Consider the following 23,239-nt stretch of genomic DNA (forward strand, 5'->3'; position numbering starts at 1 on the left):
GTTAAAAAACCAAGTGCTCATGGGCGACCCTCATGAGCAGTTTATAAAGGAAGATCATCATGGCTAAAGCCAAGTTTGAACGTAATAAACCACACGTAAACGTGGGTACAATTGGTCACGTTGACCATGGTAAAACAACTTTAACTGCTGCGATTGCAACTATTTGTGCAAAAACTTACGGCGGTGAAGCGAAAGATTACTCACAAATCGACTCAGCTCCTGAAGAAAAAGCACGTGGTATTACAATTAATACTTCACACGTAGAATACGATTCTCCAATCCGTCACTACGCTCACGTAGACTGCCCGGGCCACGCCGATTATGTTAAAAACATGATTACTGGTGCTGCTCAGATGGACGGCGCGATCCTTGTATGTGCTGCGACTGATGGTCCAATGCCACAAACTCGTGAACACATCCTTCTTTCACGTCAGGTTGGTGTACCTTACATCATCGTATTCTTAAACAAGTGTGACCTTGTTGATGATGAAGAATTACTTGAATTAGTAGAAATGGAAGTTCGTGAACTTCTTTCTACTTATGACTTCCCAGGTGATGACACTCCTGTTATCCGTGGTTCAGCACTTGCTGCACTTAACGGTGACGCTGGTCAGTATGGTGAGTCTTCAGTTCTTGCTCTTGTTGAAGCGCTTGACTCTTACATTCCAGAACCAGAACGTGCTATCGACAAAGCATTCTTGATGCCAATCGAAGACGTATTCTCTATCTCAGGCCGTGGTACAGTAGTAACTGGTCGTGTAGAAGCTGGTATCGTAAAAGTTGGTGAAGAAGTTGAAATCGTAGGTATCAAAGATACGGTTAAAACTACAGTAACTGGCGTAGAAATGTTCCGTAAATTGCTTGACGAAGGTCGTGCAGGCGAGAACTGTGGTGTTCTTCTTCGTGGTACTAAGCGTGAAGACGTACAACGTGGTCAAGTACTTGCTAAGCCAGGTACAATCAAGCCGCACACTAAATTCGATGCAGAAGTATACGTACTTTCTAAAGAAGAAGGTGGTCGTCATACTCCATTCCTTAACGGTTACCGTCCACAGTTCTACTTCCGTACAACTGACGTAACTGGCGCGATCAAATTACAAGATGGCGTAGAAATGGTAATGCCTGGTGACAACGTTGAGATGTCAGTAGAGTTAATCCACCCGATCGCAATGGACCCAGGTCTACGTTTTGCGATCCGTGAAGGTGGTCGTACTGTAGGCGCTGGTGTTGTTGCTAAAGTAACTGCATAATCGCTTAGAGTGATAAAAAAACACCCCATTGGGGTGTTTTTTTATGTCTGTGGTTTTCTTTTCTTATATCTAAAATCAAAGATTCAATTAAATTTTTCTTTTACGTCAGAAAAGTAGTTTCATTGTTTTTTTTCTCTTGCGTCGGAAATTAGTGTTACTTATTTTCTTTTCCTCTTGCGTCGGAAATTAGTGTTACTTAATTTTCTTTTCCTCTTGCGTCGAAAAATTTAATACTTAATTAAATTTTTCTCCTCATGTCCTAAACTGATACCACGCTGTCCTAAACTGCACTTAATTGATTCGTATAAAACCGTAATATAAAACTCAAGAAAACGAACAAAAGTACTCAGTGGAGATATTCCACTGAAAAGGAGTAGGCAGCATGAATGCTAAAGTGAATGTTTCGAATCGTGCAGGTGCAAGTTTCCCAGTACGTCGTATGAATTTTGATTTTAATGAAGTTCCTGAATATTGGGTCAGTGGTTCAGCTGGATTAACTCATTTTATGACAGGTTTATCTGCGCTATTTCCAGATGGTGAAAAACTCTTTATCGATTCAGTGCGTGCTGTACGTTATCACCCAGCCATTAAAGACAATGAAAAACTGCAAAAAGAAATCAGTGCTTTTATTGGTCAAGAGGCCATGCACACGCAAGAGCATGTCAACTTTAATGCTTCAGCTCAGAAATATGGTCATGATGTCGAGACACTTGAACGAAGAACAGGTGTCGTGATTCAAACAGGTCGTAAACTATTTGCTAAATTAGTTAAACCATTCGGTATGACACAAGAAATGGTGGATTTAACTGCAACTACAGCACTCGAACACTTTACTGCAACCATTGCATCAGAATTATTGCGTAATCCGCATATTCAAGAGTTAATGCAAGACAAGACCATGGAATATATGTGGTTATGGCATGCGGTAGAAGAAAATGAGCATAAAGCAGTTGCTTATGATGTGTATGAAGAAATTTTTGGTCGTGGCGTAAAGGCCTACGCATTACGTAATACAGCGTTGGTTGTTTCGATGGTTGCAATTTTCCTGACCCAATCTTCATTTGTGTTGAAGCTCTTGAAAGATGATGGAAAATTAAATCTCAAAGAGCTCGGTATGATTTATGAATATGCCTATAGTCCGTCGAAAGGAATTATCTCTGGAATGGCGGGTGAAATGTTGGCGTACTTCAAGCCTGGTTTCCATCCAAATGATTTAGATACTGTGCAATTATTGCAAGATTGGAAAGCAAAATTAGGTCTATAACGTTCTTTATTCTTGTCTAGCAATAGCTAAAAAGGGACAATAAATTTTGTCCCTTTTTTTATTTTAATCTTTCATTTCATACAGGATTTTGAGCAAAGCGACATGTCCTAAGATGATGCTTTTATGACCTTATCTGCACTTATTGAATGCGCTGAAAAGGGCGTATAAATAAAGAATAGAAAATGATCAGTAAAACGTATTCATCGTATAGGAGAACCGGGTATGAATGCTAAAGTTAATATTTCAAACCGTGCTGGTGCCAGCTTTCCTGTACGCCGAATGGATTTTGAATTTGGTGAAGTGCCACGCTATTGGGCCAATGGTGATGCTGCACTTACACATTTTATGACTGCACTTTCGGCACTATTTCCTGAAGGTGAGCAATTCTTTGTAAATAGTACCCGTGCCGTACGGAATGATCCTAAATTGGCAGATCAGCGATTGCAGAAAGAAATCAGTGCCTTTATTGGTCAAGAAGCGATGCATTCCAAAGAACATTTAGCCTTCAATGCTTCAGCTCAAGCTTATGGTTATGATGTTCGTAAGTTAGAGGCGCAAACAGGACGCTTGATTAATCGCACAATAGGCGTTGCTTCAAAAGTACTAAAACCATTTGGTTTTAGTAAAGAGATGATTGGGCTTACTGGAACGTGTGCCTTAGAACACTTTACTTCTACTATTGCTGAAGAGTTGTTGAGTAATCCAGACATCCAAGCCATGTTTATGGATCAGACCATGTATCATTTATGGATGTGGCATGCCGTAGAAGAAAATGAACATAAGGCAGTTGCCTTTGATGTCTATGAAGCCATGTATGGACAAGGCCCTAAAGCGTATTTTATGCGTTCATTGGCTTTAGTGATCGCGATGGGATTGATCTTTATCACTCAATCTTATTTCACGGCAAAACTTTTGCGAACTGATGGAAAATTGACATGGCGTGATACCAAATACATGATCAAATTTATGTATGGTTATAAAGGCTTTATGACACGCCAAATCCCAACTTTATTGGATTTTTTAAGACCGAAATTTCATCCAAACGATCAAGATACCACTGCATTGCTGAATAAGTGGCGTGCTGAATTGGGCTTTAATTTGAGTTAACTTCAATGGGCAGTCAAAACTGCCCATTTTTTTATTCAAATTTTGCTTTAAATTGCTGATAATCTGCAGCAGTATTTTATAGAGTAGCAGATCGTGATTCGATTGATGCAAGAAAAAGATTTAGATCGTGTTTCTGCAATTGAAGCTTTAGTTCAAACACATCCATGGTCGAGGCAGCAGTTTCAGGAATCTTTTGCCTCATATCAATGTACGGTATATGAACAAGCCAATCAGGTAGTTGGCTTTTGTATTTTGCAGCCCGTCTTAGATGAAGCAAACTTATTATTGATGGCAATACATCCGAGTCAACAAGGCAAGGGATTAGGCTATGAATTATTAGAAAGTTCAATTCATCAATTAAAAAACAATCCAATTCAGATTTTTTTAGAAGTTCGTGAAAGTAATCTTGCTGCAATTCGTTTGTATGAAAAGACAGGTTTCCACCAAATAGACTTACGCAAAAATTATTATCCAAACTCTGATGGTTCAAGAGAGCATGCTGTGATTATGGTCAAAACATGCACTGATGATTTTGCAGCGTTATTTAATAATTAAATTATTCCACTCAGAAGGTAGCGTACTCATTAATGAATTTCCAAGCTGATGGATTTCATTGTCTGAGAGCGGGCGATTGAGTCGACGCCATTGTCCATCAAGCAATAATTCGAGTGGTGTATATTGCGATTTATAATTCATTTTGGGTGAATGTGGTACCCAATAGCCTAGGTATAAATAGTCTAGGTTCAATGTACGTACATATTCGATTTGTTTGAGGATCGCAAACACACCTAAAGAACGACGTTGTTCATCTGGATCAAAGAAGGTATAGACTGCCGACAGTCCGTCATCCATCAAATCACAAGTTGAAACACCAATCAGTTTTTGATCCTTCCACAACTCAATAAAAAAGCTTTCTGTGCAGCTATGCACCAGAAATTTCTCAAACTGATCTAAACTGGCAGGGTACATATCTCCATCTGAATGACGTTCATTGATATAACGTTCATACAGGTCGTAGTGTTGCTGAGTTGCTTGCGAGGTCGGCAAAATACTCATTTGCAAATCTTGATTACGTTTCCATGCCTTTTTTTGGCTGCTGTTCATTTTAAATTCTTGAACTGGAACACGGCAAGATAAGCATTGGCGACATAAGTGACATTCAGGACGATAGACAAAATCACCGCTACGACGAAAACCAACGCGAGAAAGTTCTGACAATGTCACCACATCAATACGGTGAATTGGGTCTAAGAACACCATTCGAGCTGATTTGTTATCGAGATAACTGCAGTCATGCGGTGGCGTAATATAGTACTGTAAGTCATTTAAAAGGGACTTGGGTTGATATGATTTCATTAATCTGTCCCTCCAAGGTGTTCATCCGTTAACCGTCTAATTTTGCAAAAACTGCTATTGTTTTACTTGAAAATACACGTTCTTGATAACTTTTCCAATTGATAGAGGGGGCAATAATTACATCTTGTAACGATTTAAGGTAGGCTTGGCGAGAAAGTGTACACGCACCGAGGCTTAAAAGATGATCATTGACCAATTGGCAATCAATCCACGGCAACTGATTTTCCTGTCCAATTAGCATTAAGGTATAGAAAGCCATCTTAGAAACATCAGTTTCTGTGCTAAACATAGACTCACCAAAGCATCCTTTGCCGATAGTGACTCCATATAAACCACCGACCAGTTGGTCTTGCTGCCAGACTTCAATACTATACGCATAACCTGCTTGGAATAATGCACAATAGCCTTCGATGATATCTTCACTAATCCATGTTTCGTTGGCATAGCTGCGTGGCATTGAACATGAGCGAATGACCTGATCAAAAGCATGATTAATGGTAATTCGATAATCATGCTTTTTCATATTCCGAATTAAAGATTTACTTGGTTTGTAAGCATGTGGTTCGATAATGCAACGTGGTTCAGGACTCCACCAGCAAATTGGCTCGTCTTCATTAAACCAAGGGAATAAACCATGTGTATAGGCTTCAAATAAAGTAGAAGGGGATAGGTCCGCACCAATACAAATAAATCCTTGTCCTTCAGGATCAGCTTCGATTGGATGAGGGAAAATATATTGTGAGGGTGGGAGTTGTTGCATAGCATAAGAAATCAATCAGACTGATTCTAAGCTAACTGAAGTTATAGGGAATGGCAATCATTTGCAGAGCCACTCCCTATGCCTGATTAATCAAACAAACGTAAATGCTTAGCAATTTCTAATTTTTTACTGTCAATGAAAAGTTGAGCTTTAGTTTGAATAATTTCGATGCTTTTTTCTTTGTCTGATACCGTTTTACCTTCGCTGTCCAAGACTAACCAATTGAGCTGGCTGATCGCATCCTGTACATACTGCGCAAATTCACTTGCTGATGCTAAACCATCAATGAAATGTGCGCGATAGAACAGTTGGTGAAAATGCTCAGTCGGAATACCGATTCCTGTAATTGGGCTAATCAGTACATTATAGTTTTGATGAAAACTTGCTTGCTTTAACAAGTAGTGATTTAAACGATGGCATTGCTCTAGTGTCTGCTGTTTGGGTTCTAAGTTTTGGCAAGGTTGAGCTAAACCTAGGTGCGATAAAATCACTAAAGCATTGAGGATTTTGGCATAGTTGAGATCTGGCAAACTTTGCTCAAGTTCAAAAATGGTTAGCGGTTGATAGTTTTCCTTTGCAAATTTATCACCAATTGGCAGATAAATTTCTTCAATTAAATTAAAAGTACCTAATAATCCACTGATATTGGTTGGCAGTTGTTCCTTAGCTGTGAGCAATACAAAAGCCGTGTTACGAAGTCGCTCTTGTACTTGTAATGGGGTTAGGTTGTTTTTACCTCGAATAAACAGGTCGCGTCTGAATTGTGTGTTGGCAAAATAATCACGGCATTGTTCTTTAAAAATCGGATGCTCAATAGCATTCAAAAATGCTTGGTGTTGTTCTGAAAAATTAATGTTATCTAGGTGGGTATTTAAATCGGTCGAGCCTGCATAGGACAGTTTAATTTCATCCAAAATTCGTACAATTTGCTGGAAAGAAAAACATTGCCAATCTTGATTGAGATATTCATGAATCAAATAATTTGGATTTTGTTGTTTTAAATCCGCAACTTTTTGCACGGCATTGGGATTACGTTGAGCAAAAATCGGATTTTGTTTAAGTAAGTCTTCGCTAAAGGTGAGGGCTTCATTGACCTTTTGCAGAGGGTTGGTACTTTTGCTATTGAATTTAAAATGGCTATGGAACAGTTCGCGAATCGGCATATTGGCTGCCCAACCAGTAACGCAGTTATAGCTGATATAGACAATGCCATTCGGTTTTAAAAATTTACGAATAAACTTTAAAATAATGTGCTGATTTTCATAACTAATCCAGCTCCAAATCCCATGCAGGCTAATTGAATCAAACATGGGGAGGTCGGAACGGTTAAGCAGTTCTTCAAAACTATCATCATAGAAATAATGTTTGGTTTGGGTTTGTTCCGCCAGTTGATTGGCGTGTGCGGCATGCGCTGGATTGAAATCTGTACCGTAGAATGCAGCTTCATTACAGGTTGCGTGAATATTAATACTGACGCCTTGACCAAAGCCAAGTTCGCAGTGGTTATGATTTTCCTGAAAATCTGGACTGTCGATGCCATTTAAAAGTAAGCAGAACTTTTGGAAATTCGGGCTGAGGTCTCGATAATAACCGTAGGTATAATTTACTTCAGTTTGGTAGCCGTTCGTCCAGGTCGTTGTCATTGATATATCCTATAGACTGATTGTTGATATGTTTAAAAAGCCGTCAATTTTTCGATTGTATGGATACTCTCAAAAAAAAACCACCAAAGATTGGTGGTTTTTCAGTTTTGGCTTAATTAGTTTAGATTATCGAGATATTTCTCGGCATCTAGTGCTGCCATACAGCCTGAACCCGCTGAAGTAATCGCTTGGCGATAGATACTATCTGCCACATCACCTGCAGCAAATACGCCTTCAATAGAGGCAGCAGTTGCATTACCTGCAGTTCCGCTATGTACTTGGATATAGCCATCACGCAGATTTAACTGACCATCAAACATACCTGTATTCGGTTTATGCCCAATCGCAACAAATAAACCTTGAACCTGAATATCTTGTGTGCTTGCATCTTGGGTAGATTGAATACGGACAGCTGTTACGCCTGTTTTGTCACCCAACACTTCATCGACTTGATGGTTCCAGATAATACTAATTTTGCCTTCTTTTTCTTTGGCAAAAAGGTGGTCTTGTAAAATCTTTTCAGAACGTAAGCTATCGCGACGGTGAACAAGGGTCACATGCGCTGCAATATTGGAAAGATAAAGTGCTTCTTCAACTGCAGTGTTACCACCACCAACAACCATGACATTTTGGTTCTTATAGAAGAAACCATCACAGGTTGCACATGCACTCACACCTTGGCCCATAAAAGCAGCTTCAGATTCAAGACCTAGGTATTGTGCAGTGGCACCTGTTGCAATAATCAACGCATCACACGTGTACTCTTCCATATCGCCTTTGAGTACGAATGGACGAGTTTTTAGATCTACTTCATTAATATGATCGTAGACAATTTCTGTACCAAAACGTTCTGCATGAGCTTGCATACGTTCCATCAGTACAGGACCAGTTAATCCTTCTGGGTCACCTGGCCAGTTGTCAACTTCAGTGGTCGTTGTTAATTGACCACCTAATTGCAAACCCGCAATTAGTGTTGGCTTGAGGTTAGCACGTGCAGCATAGACTGCTGCGCTATAGCCTGCAGGACCAGAACCCAAAATAATTAACCGTGAGTGACGAGCGCTCATTAAAGAACATCCTTTTTATATCAAAACTGCTAAAATTATACGTGAATCCAGAGCGGAGTGGTTTAAATCCATCGGGATAATATTGATTAACTCAATCGAATTGAGCTATATCCGAGCAGGATGTTAACAACAACAGTAAACAATCGTGCATCTTTTTTGTAAGAACGAGTGCATAATATAAAACTTATTGATTAAGGCATTTTAGGCCTTGAAAGATACTAACAAATAACGAATTGGGTTACAGGACTGTATATGACTGCGGTGTCAAGTGTTTATGCACAACGCTTTTTAATGACATTATTTTTGATTTCTTTTGGCATTTATTTATTTCTTGCCACAGTAACCTATACACCATTTGATCCGGGTTGGATGCATATTTCCAGTGATACCCAGCAGGTTTCAAATGCAAGTGGAGTAGCGGGTGCTTGGATCGCAGATTTACTTTTTGGTTTCTTAGGCTGGGCCAGCTTACTGATTCCGATTTTTTTGTTTATTGAAGCGATTCAAGTATGGTGGCCAAGAAGCTTTTTAAATCGCCCATTTCGTTATGCTGCCCAGTTTTTCTTGATTCTTTCAATCTCTAGCTTGTTGTATTTACATTGGAATACGCCTGCGGATACTTTGGATAATGCGGCTGGGGGAATCATTGGTTATGAGTTAGGACAGAGTTTATCCCAACTACTCACCATCTACGGCGCAACCTTGTTCTTACTTGCATTCAGTATTTTATTACTGACCTTGGCTTTTGGAATTCAGTGGAACAAAACGTGGATCACACTAAAAAATACGCCTGCTTACTTACAGGATTTATTCTATAAAAATGTGCCGCAGCATGAATCTGCATATGACTTGACTGAGCAATTAGCCGCTGCTGATACACCTGCAATTAAAAATAAAGTATCAACTGAGTCTGATCCTGTCGCAGAGACAACAGAAACTCAAACCAATCAAGTTCAGGCAAAACTGATTAAAATTGATGATTCACATCATCAATTGATGGCTGAAAAATTATTTGCTGACGTTGTTGCAAAAGAGCAGCAACAAGGTAGTCGGCCAGTTCAAACTGAGCAAATTGAAGATTTTGAACAGACGTTACAGCGTGCCCATCAGTTTGAAACCGAAAGTCAACGTTTGGTTCAAACAGGTGAAGTATGGCGTGCTTTACAGCGTGATGATGCGAGTCATAAACAGGAGATTGATGCATTATTAAGAGCTGCGGATGACACTCCTCATGCTCCAGCGCAATATGCATCTGCTGCTCATGTAGCAACGTCAACGCAAGTATCCAGTCACAGTAATCTAGACTGGAATGATGATCAAATTTTTGATGAATTGTTGGCTGCTGTACCGAACAGTAAGACCGCAACAGACTTGCATACGCCTTTTACTCAGGAGCCTCCAGCAAATCCAAGCCATCATGCTGATGAAGCCGAGTTTGAGACAGATATTGAAGCACTTATTACTGAATCTGAAAAACCAGCTATTGCACAGCCGCATACAGTAGCCCCTGTTCAGAATATTGCTCAAGATGAGATACATCGTGCTGTCGCGGAAGATATGGATGATTTCAGTGATCTTCTGGTTGAAGAAGAACGAGAACATGCTACACCGCGAACAACAAGCTACGCTCAATCATCTGCTTTTGTAAAAGCACCGATTGAAGTTTCAACACCAACACAAAAAGAAACACTGTCTAAAGAAGCCTTTATCGAAGCTTGGCAAGAAACCGCAGGTAAAGCTGATCCTGATGCAGATTTGGATATTGACGATGATTTTGATCTAGATGCACCATTAACAGATGCGTTTGGTCGTCCGATGTCGCGTGCGATGCACGTGGCGAAAAAGCGTCTTGATTTGCCAACCTTACCGGGCCTAGAGCTGCTTGATAATGTGGATCCAAATAAAAAGGTCAATTTCACTGCTGAACAATTGTCACGCCTTTCTGAACTTTTAGAAATTAAATTACAAGAATTTAATGTGAAAGCACAGGTGGTAGAGGCACAACCAGGTCCTGTAGTCACACGTTTTGAACTGGATCTTGCGCCAGGGGTGAAAGCGTCTAAAGTAACCAATATTTCTCGTGATTTAGCCCGTTCAATGTCTATGGCTTCTGTCCGTGTGGTTGAGGTAATTCCGGGTAAACCGTATATTGGAATTGAAGTACCGAATAGTAGCCGTGAAATGGTACGCTTGATTGAGTTATTGAAAACGCCAGCTTTTGAAGACCCTGCGGGTTTGCTCTCTATGGCGATGGGTAAAGACATTTCAGGCAACCCAGTCATTACTGACCTAGGCAAAGCACCGCATATGTTGGTTGCAGGGACCACTGGTTCAGGTAAATCAGTTGCAGTTAACTCGATGATTCTTTCGATGTTGCTGAAATACACACCAGATCAATTGCGTTTAATTTTGATTGATCCAAAGCAGCTTGAATTAGCCAACTATAACGATATTCCACATTTGTTAACACCAGTAGTCACTGACATGAAAGATGCAGTCAGTGCATTAAACTGGTGTGTCAATGAGATGGAACGCCGTTATAAGCTGATGTCATTCCTGAAAATTCGTAAGTTAAGTGACTATAACCGTAAGGTCGAAGAAGCGATTGCCAATGGTGAAGACCTGATTGATCCAACATGGAAAGCCAGTGATTCGGTTGTTGGCGAGCGTGCGCCACGTTTAGCACCATTACCATCGATTGTCATTGTTGCCGATGAGTTCGCTGACATGATCATGCAGGTGGGTAAAAAAGCAGAAGAAATGATTACGCGTTTGGCACAGAAATCGCGTGCAGCGGGTATCCATCTATTACTCGCAACCCAACGTCCATCGGTTGATGTGATTACAGGTTTGATTAAAGCCAATATTCCAACCCGTGTTGCATTACGTGTAAACAGTAAGATTGACTCGCGTACCATTCTCGATGCAGGTGGTGCAGAAGACTTACTCGGTCATGGTGATATGCTGTTCCTAGGACCGGGTAAAATCGAGCCTGAGCGTGTGCATGGTGCCTTTATTAGTGATGATGAGGTCAACCGTATTTGTGATGCTTGGCGTGAACGTGGTGAGCCTGATTATGTCGATGAAATTCTCACGCCATTTGATGAAGAACCAACATCTCGTGGTTTTGAAGATGGTGATGGAGATCCAAGTCGCGATGCACTATACGATCAGTGTGTATCCTTTGTGCTCGAAACTCGTAAGGCTTCAACTTCGTCGCTGCAACGTAAATTTAGCTTAGGTTATAACCGTGCGGCGCGTATTATTGACCAAATGGAAGAGAATGGCATTGTCAGCTCAATGGGCGCCAATGGTAAGCGAGATATTCTAGTTTAATCAGAAAGACTAAATAAAAAAGCCTCTAGTGATAGGGGCTTTTTTTATTTGCCTTGTATTCGGGAGAGGGATTTCATGTCGTTCCCATAAATAAACCTAGGAGTACTAGAAACCACCACAGGGAACCAAGAATGATGATCACCAGATGTGCAGTACTCGGCTTTTCTTGGATGATGCCATGAACTTGCTCAGCGTGTGTTTTGGCATAATTAAATGCGACAAAAGCAGGGATCAAGAAAATGAAATTGAGTAGGGCAATCAACCAATAAGGATCAGGTAGGTGGTAAGCAAAGGCCACTATTAGATAGCCAAAGAACATCCGTGCTGATGAAAATGACCGTGTATAGCCATTTTCTTGAGCATAGTTCTGAATCTTGTTAAACAGCGAATATAAGAAGAAGATTGAAAAAATGGCACGTGCAGCGGGCATAATGTTTAAATTGTCTTTGATGGCGAAAAATCGCCATGCTTTAAACATCCACCAGATTTGATATAAGCCAAATGAAGTGATGCATAAGACGATAAACCTCTTCATGCTGATAATGTTCAGATCTGCAAGATGGTGTTTTATTGGAGGCGATTCTATTAAATGATTGTTAGTGTTTGTCATAGTCTTTCTTGGAAAATAGAATTGTTTTGGTTTTATTTTAATAAATTACAACGAATTGGTGACATGGTGGTTTTTAATAATGCCACATCATTAATATCTGCTAGAGATAGCTCAGATCAATCATATGGCATTATTGGGGGAAGCAATTAGGCAAATTTTGCCAAGACTTCCAAGAAACCATCTTTTTGGCGTGGGAACTGTGCAATCACATCATGAATGCGTTGTCCTTCTGGATTCGTTGCATTCAAGTCACGACCATCAGCCAAAAATTGGGTAATTAAGCGTTCATAGTCATTTGGACGCATATGTTTGAATGCATGGTAAAGCACATGAAAGTCAGCATTTACGCCAGTTGGAGGAAGTTGGTTAAGGTAGGCAAACACACGCTCATCTGACCATTCTTCATTGAAAGTTGCTGGCTGTGATAATGCCATGACAATCTCCTCAGTCTTATAAAATAATAAAGGCAAAATACTCGTAGTGGGGAAAGTCATACTTTCCAGATCCACCCGTGTATTCTGCCTTTATTTGCGAAAAATCGCTAATGAAAAAACTTCTATCGATCTTCAGGTAAATTGATATTCATTTCTAACATTTCGATATTTGCTTCTGAACGAACCTGCATTTGAATATGCTGTTCATCCACGCCACGAACATAGCGACTTACAACCTGCATGATTTCTTTTTTCATTTGGTCGATTTTGTCTTGGCCTAGGCGACGGCCTAAACCTTGTTCAGAGGCAACAATTACCTTTAAACGATCTTTGGCAGTTTGTGCACTTGATGGTTTTTCATCACTGCTAAAAAGTTTACTCCAGAATCCTGCCATAATTACGCTCCAAATAGTCTAGCTAACCAACCTTTTGGCTGTACTGCAATGTGTCGATAAGGACGGTCTTCGCCAAGGAAGCGAGCCACTAAATCATCATAGGCTTGACCCGCTTTTTCTTCTGCATACAGAATCACTGGTTTACCTTCGTTTGATGCTTGAAGTACGCTCGGACACTCAGGAATTACCCCTAATGTCGGTACACGTAAAATATCTTTAGAAATATCATCAATTGTGAGCATTTCTTGTCGATCAGCACGCTCAGGGTTGAAACGAGTGATACATAGATGTTTACGGATACGACCTTCGTTTTGTTCAACTTTTTTGGTCTTGCTATCGAGCATACCAATAATACGGTCCGAGTCACGAACTGAAGAAATCTCTGGATTGGTTACAATGATCGCTTCATCAGCATGATACATTGCTAAAATCGCACCACGTTCAATACCTGCTGGAGAGTCACAGATAATGTAATCGAACTCTTGAGAAAGTTCATCAATCACACGTGCAACACCTTCATCGCTCAAGGCATCTTTATCACGTGTTTGTGATGCAGGGAGAATGTATAAGTTTTCAATCTCTTTATCACGGATCAGCGCTTGTTGTAAGCGCGCTTCATTATTAATGACATTAACGAAATCATACACTACGCGGCGTTCGCAGCCCATGATCAAATCTAGATTACGTAAACCTACATCGAAATCAATCACAACAGTTTTATGACCACGTAGGGCTAAACCTGTTGCAAAAGATGCGCTTGTTGTAGTTTTACCTACACCACCTTTGCCTGACGTTACGACAACAATTTTGGCCACCGAATCCACTCCTATTTATGGTCATACGCCCCTAAAAGGGCTTATTTGGTGCTTTTAAAACTCAATTAAATAAATTAAAACTGCAAGGCTTCAAATTCAAGTTCTTGCTTGTTATTTAAATAAATATGTACAGGCTTTTTGATCATATCTTTTGGAATATCATCTGCTACACAATAGGTCCCTGCAATAGAGATTAATTCTGCTTCTAGCGAATGGCAGAAAATACGTGCCGCAGTTTGCCCACCTGCACCTGCAATGACTCTACCACGAGCATTGCCATAAATGTGAATATTTCCAGATGCAATTACTTCTGATCCACTATTCATGCCCGCATTTAAGATAATATCGCCTTGATCTTGTACCAAACATTGGCCTGTACGCAAAATCTCATCATGATAAGAGGTGATATAGGCATTCGATGTATTTTTTTGTGGTGTTTGTATTGCAGAGTTATCCGTTGTTTCCACTGGTGTGTGGTCAACGACTTGCTCTTTTGATGCCTTAATACGTTGAAGCGGTTGATCAGCTGGCAGAACAGGGAATTGGATGGCGCGCGCTTCATCGCCCAAAATGCCATCAATCACAGCCATGGGTTGTAAGCCTAAATCGATTAAGAGCTGGATTAAAGCAATCAGTTCTTGCTCAACGGTACTATCTATAATCACTAGGGTTCCGATATAAGAACCTTCGTTTAGCGTGCTGGTAAGTTGCTGGCGGATTGCATTATGGTCGTTTGTGTCGAAAGTGAGTCGACTAAAATTCACCATTCTGCCCGTAATCCGTATATCAGCCATAATTTATCCTTCAGGGCTTTTTAAGCGCTCTATTGTGTTAAAGCAGTTGTAAATAAAAGCAAATGCTAGAACAAATTACACGAATTCTCTAGCTTGATTGGTAATTTTTCTTGTAATCATTCTGCTTTTTTATCCAATTGATCATATTCTTGCAAAGTTTGCTGCCATTGCTTCACTTTGACTTGTTTTCGAATTGCTTCAAGGCTTTCAAATACCACTGATTCAACCAATTCTTCTAGGTATTGATTGTCGATGTTTAATTCACTTACTTTTTCCGCAATGTATTGGTAATTTTCATTGGGCCGTTGTGCTGAGCCTGCTGTAAACGGTTCAATCAAACCAGCACTAATATTTTCGCCTAAGCGTTGTCCAATACTTTGTATCTGCTGTTCGATTCGCCCACCAACAATTGGGATGAGTCTGAGCAATTGGGTTAGCTCTGGAGTGTCTTCAATGGCTTGATTGACAATGACACCTACTTTTTGTGTAATCAAAGGCTGCTGCTGTTGCAAAGCACTTGCAAGAGATTCTTGCAACATCGATGCCAAGGTTACGGTAAAAAGTTGGCGATGGTGATCGACTAAATCATGAATAATTTTTTTATGGCTTGAACTGGTCTCAAGTTCATGTCGTACACCATCAATGACTGTAATGACCACACGATCAGAAAGTTCTTCCATAATTACACGATAATAGAAAATCGCTTTAATACGAATGCCATCGGGTACGACTTTATAACCAAGCTCATGTAAACGATACGCAATGATGCCTGCACGGAATAAACGCAGAAATCGGAAATGTGGAATAATTGCCACAATTTCGTACCAGTGGATAAAGGGAAAGAACCACCAGCGCGCATGATGCTTTTGTACAATAGAGAGAAACCAGCGAATTGATAGTTCAGCAATCAAAAAGATGATAAACCAAGCTTCAGTAGTGATGACCCAAGGGTGTAAATAAGTACGATAGAAATCAAGCACATTCGTGAGGTGAATGGTATTAAAAAACCATGCACCAATATTACTCATCAAGAAAAAGTTCATGCCTAAGCAGAACAAATTAAAAACAATAATAAACACCATGAAAATGTCATAGACTAAGAACAGCTTGAAGAATTTGCTGCTCGGATTGACATAGTTATATTTAGAGTTTTTTCCTGAGTCCTGCTGGGTCATGTTTGTGCTCAATCCCTAATGAGATTATTGATGATACTTGGATTTCATTTGTGAAATCAGTTGGTCTTTTTCAGTCCAGATTTGATCGACCCACTTTTGAAAACGTTCACGATAAATTGGATCATCTTCATAATTGCCACCGAGCACCCAATCTGGAATCTCTATTTTACGTAAATCCACCGCAATACGTGATACATCACCTAACCAAAATTCGCCATAACCGGGTGCACCATCAGGGTACACAATGGTCATATCGACCAATGCATCAATTTGATCACCCAGAATACTGAGCGCCAAGGCTAAACCACCAGCTTTGGGTTTGAGTAAATTTTGAAAAGGGGACTGCTGTGCAGCATGTTTTTCAGCAGTAAAGCGAGTGCCTTCTAAATAATTTAATAAAGTAAAAGGTTGACTGAGTAATTGTTCACAGGCTTTACGCGCTTCGAGCATGTCTCGTGATTTTAGTTCTGGATTTTTTGCAATTTGCTCTTTGCTATGTCGCTTCATCATTGGGAAGCCCAATATTTTGAAAGCTTGCCCCACAAAAGGAATAAAAATAAGTTCCCATTTAGTAAAGAAGCGAGTGAGTGGCATACGAGTCAAACCAAAATACTGATTCACAGTGGTATCAACCCAGCTTTGATGGTTACACATCATCAGATATCGTCCCTGTAAATTCAGGTCGAGTTGTTCATCAATACTGAGGTCCCATTGTAAATTTGGCAGAACGTTGTCAATTAACCAGTTGTTTACCCCTAACCAACTGTTGGTAATTTGAATATTTGTTTCATCTACTTTTGCAGATTGTTTAAATAATTTGGTGAGACCGAGTGCAAGGACGGGCGGACCATGAAAAAAGGTACTGCCAGTAATCACTGAACTAACGGTTAATCCTTTACTGACTTTTTGCAATAGGGATGCTTTTTTATTAGCGGTAGCCATAAATCGAACCTTGAGTGCATATGTTTGAAAAAAGAGATGTTCCAACTATAAACAACAGATGTTGAAATACAACTGTATATTTAAAGATATTGACATTTTTTATATATTCAAATGCGTAGATTGGTTTTTATTGGTAAAGAGTCGCGGTAGCCTTGTCAAGTTTGCGGGTAAATTGCATGGTTTTATTTTGTGATGTATTTCTCATTATTGATTTTTTGTGAGATGAGTACAACAATGGAGAAATTATGTTGCTTTGATCAAGTAAAATGCATCAAAATATTACAAAACTACAAATAAAGTGTTTATTATTAACAAAAAATCAATGGTCTAGCGCCATTTTCTCATTCATCATTTGTCCAGACAACAAAATACATAGACAGGAGCAACGCAATGCGTGCATTAGTAATTTCAACACTCGTAGGGGCTGGATTGGTACTTTCTGGTTGCCAAACGACTGGTAATAACATCGGTGGCGTAGAATACGATAAAGCAGCTTTAGGTGCATTAATCGGTGCTGCTGCAGGTTATGGTGTTTCTAAGGGTAACGCAAATACAAGTAAGCAAAACAACCGTGCTGCGGCAATTGGTGCAATTCTTGGTAGTGCTGGTGGTTTGTATCTCGATAATAAAGAGAAAAAATTACGTGAACAAATGGCGGGTACTGGTGTAGAAGTAGGCCGTAACCCAGATGGTTCTGTACAATTAATCATGCCTGGTAGCATTACGTTTGATACCAACAAATCAAACATCAAACCTAACTTCTACGGTACTTTAAACAAAGTAGCGCAAACTTTAGGTGAAGATAACAAGAGTGCGATCCTTGTAACGGGTTATACAGATAACACGGGTAATGATTCAATCAACATCCCATTATCTCAAGCACGTGCGCAATCAGTTAAAAACTACTTAGCTGGTCAGGGCATTTCTGGTAGCCGTATTGATGCGCAAGGTTTAGGTTCAGCGAACCCAATCGCTTCAAACACAACTGCTGCTGGTAAAGAGCAAAACCGCCGTGTAGAAATCAGCATTTATGCTAAACAGTAATTTTTACTGATTTCTAAAAAACCACCTTCGGGTGGTTTTTTTATTGCATATAAAAATAGACGACAAACTGTGTCGCTATTAAAAATTGAAACATCATAATTTATACATATCCCTAGATTTACTATTGGGATTCTAAAACAGAGATGTCTATAATTGTGCTCGAAAAAACAGGCTCGGAAACGAGAGAGGTATAACCAATGTCATCTGCCAGTCAACTTAATGACAAACAACTTGAGGCCATGAAATATGTTCAGGGGCCATTGTTGGTACTTGCAGGTGCAGGTTCAGGTAAAACCTCTGTAATTACCCGAAAAGTTGCTTTTTTGGTACAGCAGTGTGGAATTCCTGCCTATCGTATTACTGCGATGACCTTTACCAATAAAGCTGCGCGTGAAATGAAAGAGCGTGTCGGAAAACTGCTCTCACGTGAAGAAGCAAAAGGACTTTCGGTTTCGACTTTCCATACCTTTGGTTTAAATTTACTCCGTTTAGAATTAAAACATCTGCCGCTAAAAAACAATTTCTCGATTTTAGATGCTGATGACTGCAAACGAATTTTGATGGATTTGATGCAGCGTGACAATTTGTCGGGTGCAGAGAGTAAAGAACTGCTTGCTAAGGCAATGAAGAAAATTTCAGATTGGAAAAATGATCTGATCGTACCTGAACAAGCACACTCTACTTGTGAAACAGTTGAGGATGTCCAATTCGCGCATCTTTATCAGCTCTATGAGCGCAATTTACGTGCCTATAACGCCGTTGATTTTGATGATTTGATCGTAATGCCAACACGTTTACTTCAGGAAAATGCTGAAGTCCGTGATAAATGGCAGAACCGTGTTCGCTATTTATTGGTGGATGAATATCAAGATACCAACACCGCCCAATATACGCTTGTTAAGCTTTTGGTTGGGGTGATGGGGCAGTTTACTGCTGTAGGTGATGATGACCAATCCATTTACGCTTGGCGTGGTGCAAAGCCTGAAAACATGGCTTTATTGAAAGATGATTTCCATAATCTCAAAGTAATCAAGCTGGAGCAGAACTATCGTTCAACCAGCCGTATCTTAAAAGCTGCCAATGCCGTGATTGAAAATAATCCACATATTTTCGATAAAAAATTGTGGAGTGATAAAGGTCACGGTGAAACCATTCGTGTCATCACCTGTTTAAATGATGATGATGAAGCAGAACGTGTGGTGAAAGACTTGATCACACATAAGCTGATGAATGGTAAGAACTGGAAAGATTATGCAGTGCTGTATCGCGGTAACTTTCAGGCCCGTGTGATTGAAACCCAACTGCGTCAGATGCAAATTCCGTATAAATTATCGGGTGGTCAATCCTTCTTCGCACGCGCTGAGATTAAGGATGTGATGAGCTATTTACGTCTTATCATTAACCCTGAAGATGACAGTGCATTCTTACGTATTATTAATACTCCAAAGCGTGCTATTGGTCCTGTGACTTTAGAAAAACTGGGTTTATTTGCGCAAGAAAATACACTGTCTTTGCTGACTGCGTCATCAGATCAACGCTTAAGTATGGTATTGCCGAAAAAAGCTGCCACTCAATTACATGAGTTTGCTGATTTTATCGCAACATTTACACGTGAGTTGTTAGATGATGATGAGCCGATGCCAAAGGTTCGTCAGATGATCAACGAAGCAGGTTATATCGATTATATTCGTGAACAGGCAGCGACTCCTGCGCAAGAGAAGACCAAACTCGACAGTATTGAAAGCTTGTATAGCAGTATTCAAAATCTATTGAATCGTACCGATGATGTGGATGAGAAAAATATTGAAAGCGTGATTCGTAAACTGGTGTTGTTGGATATGCTCGAACAGCAGCAGGAAGAAGAAGACACCGATAAAGTGAACTTATTAACTTTGCATGCGGCAAAAGGTCTTGAGTTTCCTTATGTGTATATGATCGGTTTGGAAGAAGAGCTATTACCACATAAGAACTCGATTGCTTCAGAAACCATCGAAGAAGAACGCCGTTTGATGTATGTGGGCATTACTCGTGCTCGTCAAGGCTTAACCTTGACCCTCGCAGAGCAACGAAAGAATGGTGGGCAAATGCGTCAAATGACACCGAGTCGTTTCTTGGATGAAATGCCGCAAGATGATTTGGAATGGCATGGTCGCAAAAAGAAATTGGCGCCAAATGTTGATCCAAAAGAGCAAGCTCAGCAGTACCTTGCCAACTTAAAAGCATTGTTGAAACGTTAAGAAATTGTAAGTAGGAAATTTTAATGAAAGTTCAAGTTAAAGTATTAGATACACGTTTAGGTCAAGAGTGGGCTTTACCTTCTTATGCAACCACGGGTTCAGCTGGTTTAGATTTACGCGCATGTTTAGATGAAGCGATTGATATTGCTGCAGGTGAGACTGTTTTAGTGAAAACAGGTTTGGCGATCTATATTGAAGATCCAAACTATGCGGGTTTAATTCTACCTCGTTCAGGCCTCGGTCATAAACATGGGATTGTATTAGGTAATTTGGTTGGTTTGATTGATTCTGATTACCAAGGCGAGTTGATGGTATCGGTTTGGAATCGTGGACAAAATAGTTTCCGTTTAGAACCAGGTGAGCGTTTAGCTCAATATGTATTGGTTCCAGTGGTTCAAGCAGAATTTGAACAAGTAGACGAATTCGTTGCGACTGAGCGTGGAGCAGGTGGTTTTGGTCATACTGGGAAACAATAAGATTTTTCAGTAATTATCACTTTAAATGCAATGTTTTGCTGAAAAACGTTGCATTTTTCATATTGATTGTTGCCTTGATATATATTACAAAGCAGCTGACTAATTATTTTAATTTTTCTGAATAAGGGTTAATTAATTTCTTAATAGTTTCTGCTTTTTTTATGGATCAAAAGATTATAAAAATAGGGGCTTACAGTGAATATACAACATACATTTCCTCTGAGTGTTTTCCGCGCCTATGATATTCGCGGAAAGCTAAGTCATCTAACGCCAAGTATTATTAGCTCAATTGCTTACGCTTTAGCGTCACAATATAAAAATGCTCAACAAACGCATGTTGTGATTGGTTATGACGCACGTTTAACTAGTCCTACCTATGCCAATATCATTCAAAAAATATTCGAAAAACAGGGTCTACAAGTCACCAATATTGGATGTTGTTCATCCCCAATGATGTATTACATTGCTCGTGATTTTGGTGGTAATGGGGTGATGGTCACAGCAAGTCATAATCCGAAATCGGATAATGGTATTAAATGGATTTTAAAAGGTGAGCCACCAACACCAGAAACGATTCAACAGGTGGGGCAGTTTGCACAAGTGTCTATACCTAATCTTGAAGATATTCTGCATTTGAAAAATACTGCACATCAAACTGTTCCCCAATATTGTTTGCAATATCAGGATGCCTTGATAAGTGATATTCAGTTAACACGACCATTAAAAGTCGTTCTAGATGGATTACACGGTTCAGCAGGGCGTTGCGCCAAACTGGTTTTAGAAAAACTGGGTTGTGAGGTGATTGCTTTACGCTGTGAAGCAAATGGACATTTTCCTGATCACGCACCAGACCCGTCGCATGCAGAACATTTAATAAAGTTACAAGCCGCTATTGTTGCCGAAAAAGCTGATCTTGGGATTGCATTGGATGGTGACGGCGATCGTGTCGTTTTACTCGACGAGAATGCACATATTATTAGTCCTGACCGCCTACTGTCTTTATTTGCACAGATGTGCTTACAGCAGCACCCGCATAAAGAAATTGTGTTTGATGTGAAGTGTTCGCGGATGGTGGCGGATACCGTACAGGGGTTGGAAGGTCAAGCCAAAATGATTCGCACGGGCAGTAGCTTCTTGCGTGCTTATTTATCGCAATCAAAAGGTTTTGCCGTATTTGGTGGTGAATATGCAGGTCACTATGTTTTTAATGATGGGCGTGGCTTTGGTTATGACGATGGTTTGTATGCAGCACTACGTGTGATGGAATATTTAACCCAAACCAACGCAGCGACCATGTCTGAGTTATTGGCTACTTACCCAGAACGTTATTGCACAGAAGATACCTATATCAGCACGTATGATGCCGATCCTAAGCAGGTTTTAAATGATATTGAAATTTTAAGTCATCGTTTAGGCGCCCGTTTAAGTAAAATTGATGGTGTAAGACTTGATTTTGACGATGGATTTGGCATTATTCGAGCATCAAATACTGGTGAATATTTTACCGTCCGTTTTGATGCTGATAATCAGAACCGATTAATTGAAATTCGTCAGAAGTTTGTTTCTATGTTGCAAGACCAATATCCACAAATTGCACAAGAACTCGCACAGGCCTAAAAGGAGAGACGCATGCCACATGAGCATATCGGCATTGATAAAGCAAAAATTTTGATCGAAGCTTTGCCGTATATCCAACGTTTTGCAGGAAAAACGCTGGTTGTAAAATATGGTGGTAATGCGATGACAGATCCTGAATTGGAAAGTTCATTTGCCCGTGACATCGTGTTGTTAAAAACAGTGGGTTTAAACCCAATCGTAGTGCATGGTGGTGGTCCACAGGTGGATTCATTGCTAAAACGCCTAGGACAAGAGTCTGATCGTATTGATGGTATGCGCGTGACTGATCAAGCGACGATGGAAGTGGTCGAGATGGTATTGGGCGGTAGTGTCAATAAATCGATCGTGAATCTGATTAATAAACACGGTGGTCGTGCCATTGGTTTAACGGGTAAAGATGGTAATTTACTGCGTGCGCGTAAATTGTTGATGGAAAAACAAGAAGCAGACGGCTCTATTTCGCAAATTGATTTGGGCATGGTGGGTGAAGTCACTGGTGTCAAAACTGATGTGCTAGAAATGTTTACCCAAAGTGATTTTATTCCAGTGATTGCACCTTTAGGTGTGGATGAGGAAGGTAATACTTATAATATCAATGCGGATCTTGTGGCTGGAAAAGTTGCAGAAGCTTTAGGCGCTGAAAAGTTGATCCTACTCACCAATATCACAGGGGTATTGGATGAAAATAAAAACTTATTAACAGGCCTAAGCACACAGGAAGTTGATCGTTTGATCGAAACAGGTGTGATTTATGGCGGTATGATTCCAAAAGTGGGTTGTGCATTAGATGCTGTTAAAGGCGGTGTTGTAAGTGCGCATATTGTTGATGGACGTGTACCGCATGCAAGCCTATTAGAGATCTTCACCGATCATGGCGTGGGTACATTGATTACCAACCGCGCCAAACATTAATTTAT

Annotated in this window: 21 protein-coding genes; 10 read left to right on the forward strand and 11 right to left on the reverse strand. The window is 40.1% G+C overall.

The features are described 5' to 3' along the window. Positions 1-59: 59 nt before the first annotated feature. The 4 genes from tuf (at position 60) to rimI (ending at position 4,176) form a co-directional block, all read left to right on the forward strand. On the forward strand, positions 60-1,250 hold the full coding sequence (gene tuf / locus F3J02_RS05185) for an elongation factor Tu (protein ID WP_004656295.1): 1,191 nt from the start codon (positions 60-62) through the stop codon (positions 1,248-1,250). A gap of 382 nt (positions 1,251-1,632) precedes the next feature. Further along, the gene (locus F3J02_RS05190) at positions 1,633-2,514 is read left to right on the forward strand and encodes a metal-dependent hydrolase (protein WP_159884804.1); all 882 of its coding nucleotides are present in this window, start codon (positions 1,633-1,635) and stop codon (positions 2,512-2,514) included. A gap of 222 nt (positions 2,515-2,736) precedes the next feature. Continuing rightward, positions 2,737-3,621 (forward strand): metal-dependent hydrolase, encoded by an 885-nt coding sequence (locus F3J02_RS05195; protein ID WP_167248016.1) that lies wholly within the window; start codon positions 2,737-2,739, stop codon positions 3,619-3,621. A 93-nt stretch (positions 3,622-3,714) separates the two neighbouring features. Continuing rightward, entirely contained in the window at positions 3,715-4,176 is a 462-nt protein-coding gene (gene rimI, locus F3J02_RS05200) for a ribosomal protein S18-alanine N-acetyltransferase (RefSeq protein WP_323127315.1), read from the forward strand. Here rimI and F3J02_RS05205 read toward each other — a convergent pair. The 4 genes from F3J02_RS05205 to trxB form a co-directional block, all read right to left on the reverse strand. Next, on the reverse strand, positions 4,162-4,977 hold the full coding sequence (locus tag F3J02_RS05205) for an arginyltransferase (RefSeq protein WP_167248018.1): 816 nt from the start codon (positions 4,975-4,977) through the stop codon (positions 4,162-4,164). The genes rimI and F3J02_RS05205 overlap by 15 nt on opposite strands. 28 nt (positions 4,978-5,005) lie before the next feature. Then, the gene (gene aat / locus F3J02_RS05210) at positions 5,006-5,737 is read right to left on the reverse strand and encodes a leucyl/phenylalanyl-tRNA--protein transferase (protein WP_167248019.1); all 732 of its coding nucleotides are present in this window, start codon (positions 5,735-5,737) and stop codon (positions 5,006-5,008) included. Between the two features lie 86 nt (positions 5,738-5,823). After that, positions 5,824-7,380: a class I SAM-dependent methyltransferase gene (locus F3J02_RS05215; RefSeq protein ID WP_167248020.1), complete on the reverse strand. Its 1,557-nt coding sequence runs from the start codon at positions 7,378-7,380 to the stop codon at positions 5,824-5,826. Between the two features lie 116 nt (positions 7,381-7,496). Then, the gene (gene trxB, locus F3J02_RS05220; protein WP_005210951.1) at positions 7,497-8,447 is read right to left on the reverse strand and encodes a thioredoxin-disulfide reductase; all 951 of its coding nucleotides are present in this window, start codon (positions 8,445-8,447) and stop codon (positions 7,497-7,499) included. A 252-nt stretch (positions 8,448-8,699) separates the two neighbouring features. Here trxB and F3J02_RS05225 point away from each other — a divergent pair, with 252 nt between their 5' ends. Continuing rightward, complete coding sequence (locus tag F3J02_RS05225; RefSeq protein WP_167248021.1) at positions 8,700-11,783, forward strand: DNA translocase FtsK; 3,084 nt, start codon at positions 8,700-8,702, stop codon at positions 11,781-11,783. Positions 11,784-11,856: 73 nt separating this feature from the next. Here the strand turns inward: F3J02_RS05225 and F3J02_RS05230 are convergent, their stop codons facing one another. The 7 genes from F3J02_RS05230 to F3J02_RS05260 all read right to left on the reverse strand — a co-directional run bounded on the left by F3J02_RS05230 (position 11,857) and on the right by F3J02_RS05260 (position 16,948). Continuing rightward, positions 11,857-12,393: a hypothetical protein gene (locus tag F3J02_RS05230; protein WP_167248022.1), complete on the reverse strand. Its 537-nt coding sequence runs from the start codon at positions 12,391-12,393 to the stop codon at positions 11,857-11,859. 146 nt (positions 12,394-12,539) lie between these two features. Next, positions 12,540-12,827, reverse strand: coding sequence for a PA4642 family protein (locus F3J02_RS05235; RefSeq protein WP_005150979.1), 288 nt, complete (start codon positions 12,825-12,827; stop codon positions 12,540-12,542). A gap of 122 nt (positions 12,828-12,949) precedes the next feature. Continuing rightward, positions 12,950-13,222, reverse strand: a complete 273-nt coding sequence (gene minE, locus F3J02_RS05240; protein ID WP_004655180.1) for a cell division topological specificity factor MinE — start codon at positions 13,220-13,222, stop codon at positions 12,950-12,952. A 2-nt stretch (positions 13,223-13,224) separates the two neighbouring features. Then, entirely contained in the window at positions 13,225-14,037 is an 813-nt protein-coding gene (gene minD, locus F3J02_RS05245) for a septum site-determining protein MinD (RefSeq protein ID WP_005321435.1), read from the reverse strand. A 74-nt stretch (positions 14,038-14,111) separates the two neighbouring features. Beyond that, the gene (minC, locus tag F3J02_RS05250; RefSeq protein ID WP_167248023.1) at positions 14,112-14,831 is read right to left on the reverse strand and encodes a septum site-determining protein MinC; all 720 of its coding nucleotides are present in this window, start codon (positions 14,829-14,831) and stop codon (positions 14,112-14,114) included. 116 nt (positions 14,832-14,947) lie between these two features. After that, positions 14,948-16,006, reverse strand: coding sequence for a preprotein translocase subunit SecA (locus F3J02_RS05255; protein WP_167248024.1), 1,059 nt, complete (start codon positions 16,004-16,006; stop codon positions 14,948-14,950). 24 nt (positions 16,007-16,030) lie between these two features. Continuing rightward, positions 16,031-16,948: an acyltransferase gene (locus tag F3J02_RS05260; RefSeq protein ID WP_167248025.1), complete on the reverse strand. Its 918-nt coding sequence runs from the start codon at positions 16,946-16,948 to the stop codon at positions 16,031-16,033. Between the two features lie 390 nt (positions 16,949-17,338). Here F3J02_RS05260 and F3J02_RS05265 point away from each other — a divergent pair, with 390 nt between their 5' ends. The 5 genes from F3J02_RS05265 (at position 17,339) to argB (ending at position 23,234) form a co-directional block, all read left to right on the forward strand. Then, positions 17,339-17,992, forward strand: coding sequence for an OmpA family protein (locus tag F3J02_RS05265; RefSeq protein ID WP_005321446.1), 654 nt, complete (start codon positions 17,339-17,341; stop codon positions 17,990-17,992). A gap of 197 nt (positions 17,993-18,189) precedes the next feature. Next, entirely contained in the window at positions 18,190-20,229 is a 2,040-nt protein-coding gene (rep, locus tag F3J02_RS05270) for a DNA helicase Rep (RefSeq protein ID WP_004655168.1), read from the forward strand. Between the two features lie 23 nt (positions 20,230-20,252). Continuing rightward, complete coding sequence (gene dut / locus F3J02_RS05275) at positions 20,253-20,705, forward strand: dUTP diphosphatase (protein ID WP_167248026.1); 453 nt, start codon at positions 20,253-20,255, stop codon at positions 20,703-20,705. Positions 20,706-20,900: 195 nt separating this feature from the next. After that, positions 20,901-22,322, forward strand: coding sequence for a phosphomannomutase/phosphoglucomutase (locus F3J02_RS05280; protein WP_167248027.1), 1,422 nt, complete (start codon positions 20,901-20,903; stop codon positions 22,320-22,322). A gap of 12 nt (positions 22,323-22,334) precedes the next feature. Further along, on the forward strand, positions 22,335-23,234 hold the full coding sequence (argB, locus tag F3J02_RS05285) for an acetylglutamate kinase (RefSeq protein WP_004655163.1): 900 nt from the start codon (positions 22,335-22,337) through the stop codon (positions 23,232-23,234). Positions 23,235-23,239: the final 5 nt, after the last annotated feature.

Source organism: Acinetobacter sp. Tr-809 (assembly GCF_011753255.1).
Lineage (GTDB): Bacteria > Pseudomonadota > Gammaproteobacteria > Pseudomonadales > Moraxellaceae > Acinetobacter.

Excerpts from the sequence above, each read along its gene's own strand:
- tuf (WP_004656295.1), top strand. The coding sequence starts at position 60 with ATGGCTAAAGCCAAGTTTGAACGTAATAAACCACACGTAAACGTGGGT.
- F3J02_RS05190 (WP_159884804.1), top strand. The coding sequence starts at position 1,633 with ATGAATGCTAAAGTGAATGTTTCGAATCGTGCAGGTGCAAGTTTCCCA.
- F3J02_RS05195 (WP_167248016.1), top strand. The coding sequence starts at position 2,737 with ATGAATGCTAAAGTTAATATTTCAAACCGTGCTGGTGCCAGCTTTCCT.
- F3J02_RS05205 (WP_167248018.1), bottom strand. The coding sequence starts at position 4,977 with ATGAAATCATATCAACCCAAGTCCCTTTTAAATGACTTACAGTACTAT.
- aat (WP_167248019.1), bottom strand. The coding sequence starts at position 5,737 with ATGCAACAACTCCCACCCTCACAATATATTTTCCCTCATCCAATCGAA.
- F3J02_RS05215 (WP_167248020.1), bottom strand. The coding sequence starts at position 7,380 with ATGACAACGACCTGGACGAACGGCTACCAAACTGAAGTAAATTATACC.
- trxB (WP_005210951.1), bottom strand. The coding sequence starts at position 8,447 with ATGAGCGCTCGTCACTCACGGTTAATTATTTTGGGTTCTGGTCCTGCA.
- F3J02_RS05225 (WP_167248021.1), top strand. The coding sequence starts at position 8,700 with ATGACTGCGGTGTCAAGTGTTTATGCACAACGCTTTTTAATGACATTA.
- F3J02_RS05230 (WP_167248022.1), bottom strand. The coding sequence starts at position 12,393 with ATGACAAACACTAACAATCATTTAATAGAATCGCCTCCAATAAAACAC.
- F3J02_RS05235 (WP_005150979.1), bottom strand. The coding sequence starts at position 12,827 with ATGGCATTATCACAGCCAGCAACTTTCAATGAAGAATGGTCAGATGAG.
- minE (WP_004655180.1), bottom strand. The coding sequence starts at position 13,222 with ATGGCAGGATTCTGGAGTAAACTTTTTAGCAGTGATGAAAAACCATCA.
- minC (WP_167248023.1), bottom strand. The coding sequence starts at position 14,831 with ATGGCTGATATACGGATTACGGGCAGAATGGTGAATTTTAGTCGACTC.
- F3J02_RS05255 (WP_167248024.1), bottom strand. The coding sequence starts at position 16,006 with ATGACCCAGCAGGACTCAGGAAAAAACTCTAAATATAACTATGTCAAT.
- F3J02_RS05260 (WP_167248025.1), bottom strand. The coding sequence starts at position 16,948 with ATGGCTACCGCTAATAAAAAAGCATCCCTATTGCAAAAAGTCAGTAAA.
- F3J02_RS05265 (WP_005321446.1), top strand. The coding sequence starts at position 17,339 with ATGCGTGCATTAGTAATTTCAACACTCGTAGGGGCTGGATTGGTACTT.
- rep (WP_004655168.1), top strand. The coding sequence starts at position 18,190 with ATGTCATCTGCCAGTCAACTTAATGACAAACAACTTGAGGCCATGAAA.
- dut (WP_167248026.1), top strand. The coding sequence starts at position 20,253 with ATGAAAGTTCAAGTTAAAGTATTAGATACACGTTTAGGTCAAGAGTGG.
- argB (WP_004655163.1), top strand. The coding sequence starts at position 22,335 with ATGCCACATGAGCATATCGGCATTGATAAAGCAAAAATTTTGATCGAA.